The organism is Kitasatospora sp. MAA19 (genome assembly GCF_029894125.1).
GTDB lineage: Bacteria > Actinomycetota > Actinomycetes > Streptomycetales > Streptomycetaceae > Kitasatospora.
Map to the genome: position 1 here is coordinate 1 of NZ_JARXYZ010000080.1, position 3946 is coordinate 3946.

A 3946-nucleotide genomic window follows, 5' to 3' on the forward strand; every position below is an offset into this window, starting at 1 on the left:
CGGCGGAGACCACCACGGTGTGGGACACCCCGGGGGTGTTGTCCACGAAATTGGTGATCAGCCAGTTCAGGTTCTGTGCGGCCTGGCTCATCTGAGTCAACTCAACGCTCCTGGTGGTTCGAGCCGCCGAAGAGATCGGTGCTTCGGTTCTGTCCGTTGCCGGACGGGTCTACCTGATCGGGGTCGATCCGGAAGCTTCCGGTGTTACCGGCACTGCGGCCCTGCTCCACACCGCGGCGCAGGTTGGTGAGCCGGCCGCGGACCTCCTCGGGGCTGCGGGAGACCTGCGGCCCTTCCTGCGGAGTGGGCTTGGCGTTCCCGGCCACCAGGTTCTGCTTGGGCACGCGCCGCGGCAGGCCCGCCCCGGTGGTGCCGCCGGAGGCGGGTTCGCGGGTCTGCTCGGCCCGCTGCCAGGCGCCGTCGTTGGGCGACTGCCAGGGGGAGTTGGTCGGACCGGTCGGGCCGTAGCCGCCGAGCGCCGACACGTCGTGGCCGCGCGGTTCGTCGGCCGCCGAGCTGTCCTTGGCGCCGGCGAACCAGTTCGGGGTCTCGCCGGTGGAGCCGGTGCCCGCCGGAGCGGCCTGCGCCCCGAAGCCGCCGCTCGCCAGCTGCTGGCCGGGGCGGCGCTGCGGCAGCCCGGACGGCAGGGTGGGGGTGGACTCGGCGGCGGGCAGGGCGGGCGGCTCCGGGGCGTACGGGTGGCCGGCCGGGGCCTCCTCGGCCTGGCGGCCGTACTGGTCGGCGCCGTAGCCGTCCTGGTAGCCCTGGTAGCCGGTCTCCTGGTAGTCCTGGCGGCCGTACTGCTCGTCGGCGTAGCCGGACTGGTCGTAGCCCTGCTGCGGGTACTGGCCGTACTGGTCCTGGCCGTACTCGTCCTGCTGGTAGCCGTCCTGGGCGTAGCCGTACTGGTCGTCGGCGTAGCCGGACTGCTCGTAGGCCTGCGGGGCGTACTGGTCGTAGCCCTGCTGGTACTCCTCCTCGACCTCGGCGTCCAGCACCGGCGGCTCGCCGCCGTGCGGGGCGCTCTCCAGGGCCGCGCGGCGGACCTGGTCGAGGCGCTGCGAGCGCTGGACGGCCTCCAGGGCCGGGCTGAAGCCGCTGGAGCCGGCGTTGCCGTTGCCGGTGAGGTGGTCGTCGAAGCCCAGCTCGGCGGCGCTGCGCGGCTGGCCGTTGGGCGCCCACTCGGAGGTCGGCTCCTGCTCGGAGAAGATCCGGGAGACGGTGAACTGCTCCTCGGGCTCCGGCACGGCGCCCGAGCGGGTGATGAACGGCGGGAGCATGACCAGCGAGGTGGTGCCGGCGGACTCGCCGGACGGGCGGAGCTGGACGCGGATGTCGTGCCGCTGCGAGAGGCGGCCGACCACGAACAGGCCCATGCGGCGGGAGATGGTGGCGTCGACGGTGGGCGGCTCGGCCAGCTTCTCGTTGATCTCGGCGAAGTCGTCGGCGGTGAGGCCGATGCCCTTGTCGTGGATCTCGACCAGCACCCGGCCGTCCGGCAGGCGGGTCGCGTTGACCAGGACCCGGGTCTGCGGGCTGGAGAACGAGGTGGCGTTCTCCAGCAGCTCGGCGAGCAGGTGGACGAGGTCGGTCACGGCGGCGCCGACGACCTCGACCTCCGGGATGCCGGACAGCTCGACGCGCTCGTACTGCTCCACCTCGGAGGCGGCGGCGCGGAGCACGTCGACCAGCGGGACCGGGGTGTTCCAGCGGCGGCCGGCCTCCTCGCCCGCGAGGACGAGCAGGTTCTCACCGTTGCGGCGCATACGGGTCGCGAGGTGGTCCAGCTTGAAGAGGTTCTCCAGCTGGTCCGGGTCGGCCTCGTTGTTCTCCAGGTCGGTGATCAGCGCCAGCTGGCGCTGGATCAGGCCCTGGCTGCGGCGCGACAGGTTGGTGAAGATCGCGTTGACGTTCCCTCGCAGCAGGGCCTGCTCGGCGGCGAGCGCCACGGCCTGCTGGTGGACCTGGTCGAACGCCCGGGCGACCTCGCCGATCTCGTCCTTGCCGTGCAGCGGGATCGCGTTGACCGAGGTGTCGACCCGGTCGGGGTCGGTCTTGGAGAGCTTCTCGACCAGGTCCGGCAGGCGGTGGTCGGCGATCTCCAGGGCGGCGCTGCGCAGGGTGCGCATGCCGAGGATCATCGAGCGGGCGACGTAGCCGGTGAGCAGGCCGGCCAGGATGAGCGCGGCGACGACGATGATCGTGTTGAGGATGGCGTCGTAGAGCGCGTTGTCCTTGAGGTTGCGGGAGTCCGTGAGGACGTCGTCCAGCAGCTGGACCTCGGTGGTCCGCAGGGCCTGGATGTGCGTGTTGGCGGCCTGGTTCCAGTTCTCCGGGGTGAGGCCCGCGTCCTTGGCCTCCTTGTAGGCCTGGTCGGCGGCGGCCTTGCCCTTGGTCTGGCCTTCGGCGGCGGCCTGGCTGTAGGCGGCGCCGAGGGAGAGCAGGGTCTGCATGGAGGGCGCGGTGCCGTTCGGCATCTTGTACGCCGAGCGCTCCTGCGCGATGGCCTGGGCGACCTGGGCGTTGGCGTACTTGCGGGCGTCCTCGGGGGCGCTGCCGGTGTTGAACTCGGTCAGCGAGACCTGCTCCAGCCGCTCCGACACCAGGATCTGCTGGATCACGTCGGCGTTCTCGAACCGGGTGGTGGCGTTCTGGGAGATGCCGACCAGCAGGTGCAGCATGAGCGCGCGCTGGGTCGAGGCGGAGGCCTTGGCGAGGGACATCGCGTAGATCGCGCGGCCCTTGCTGGCCGCGTTGGTGGAGCCCATGCCGACCGAGTTGTCGTAGGACAGCAGCGGGGCGAACATCACCGAGTAGGCGTTCGCGGTGGCGCTGGCGAACAGCTCGGGGCCGTACGCGTTGGCCCGCAGGTGCGGCAGGTCGATCACGAGGGCCTGGAAGGCCTCGTGGCGGCGCGGCAGTTCGCCGGACTTGTCGGAGGCCGCGTAGGCCGCCTCGTACGCCTTCAGCGCGGCGTCGGTGTCGGCCCGGGTCTTGGCGACCTTGCCGTCCGGGTCCTGCTTGGTGAGCAGGGGTATCAGCGTGGTGTCGCGCTCGATCTCCAGCGCTTCGGCGAGTTCGGTCGCCGCCTTGGCCAGCTCGGCGGTCTTCTCGGCCCGGGAGGCCTTGATGTAGCCGTCGACCGAGGTGTTCACGCGGAGGCCGCCGAAGACGAGGCTGATGATCACGGGGATCAGCAGGATCGCGATCAGGCGGGTCGGCACGCGCCAGTTGCGCGGGCGGAGGAAGTCGTACCGGCCTGAGCCGCCGTCGCCGTCCGAGCCACCGCCGCGGAGCTCCGTGGAGGCGGCCGGGGGCTGCGGGGCCGGGGACGCCGGCGAGCGTTCCTCGGTGGGTGTGAACGCGGAGAATCCGGCCGGGTCCGTTGCGGTGCCGTTCGGCTCGCTCCGGCGGGGCTCGGAGCGCCGCTGCGGGGCGGGTTGCTGCTTACGCCTCACTCGACAACTACCTCTCGGCCGACTGTCGGCCATGGATCAATCCAGCGCTACCCCCGGGCCCTGGCCCGTCACCGGCGGGCCGGCACGAAAGCTTCAGGGGTAGCTGGAATTTCAGCACGTGCAGGGATGGGGGACAAACAGCCGCCTCATGGCCCCCGCGTCGGAGCAATCTGGACATTCACCGACATGACGGAGCAAAACCGTGGTCTTCTGGCGCTGAGTGACGCTGATTCGCCACGCAGAGTCACTGTTGATCACAAAATGCCTACCGAACTGTTATCCGCTGCTTATACACGGGTCTTGCGCGATGCCCCTGGAGGACACCGGCCGGTAAGCGGCTCCGCCCCCGGGGCCGTCAGTTCGACGGCTCCCGGGGGCCGGATGCCCCGCCGCTCATCGCAGTCGGGCGAGGAGGGCGTGTTCGACGAGGGTGATGAGGGCGCTCTTGGCGCTGTCGCGGCGGCGGGCGTCGAGGGTGATGACGGGGG

At 71.2% G+C, this 3946-nt stretch carries 1 protein-coding gene and 2 pseudogenes; all 3 read right to left on the reverse strand.

Features of this window, described 5'->3' with window-relative positions; translation table 11 throughout:
* Positions 1–91: pseudogene (locus P3T27_RS40790) on the reverse strand (roadblock/LC7 domain-containing protein); the annotation flags it as partial.
* Between the two features lie 10 nt (positions 92–101).
* Positions 102–3458: a nitrate- and nitrite sensing domain-containing protein gene (locus P3T27_RS40795; RefSeq protein WP_280686438.1), complete on the reverse strand. Its 3357-nt coding sequence runs from the start codon at positions 3456–3458 to the stop codon at positions 102–104.
* Between the two features lie 393 nt (positions 3459–3851).
* Positions 3852–3946 (reverse strand): annotated as a pseudogene (locus P3T27_RS40800) (ATP-binding protein); the annotation flags it as partial.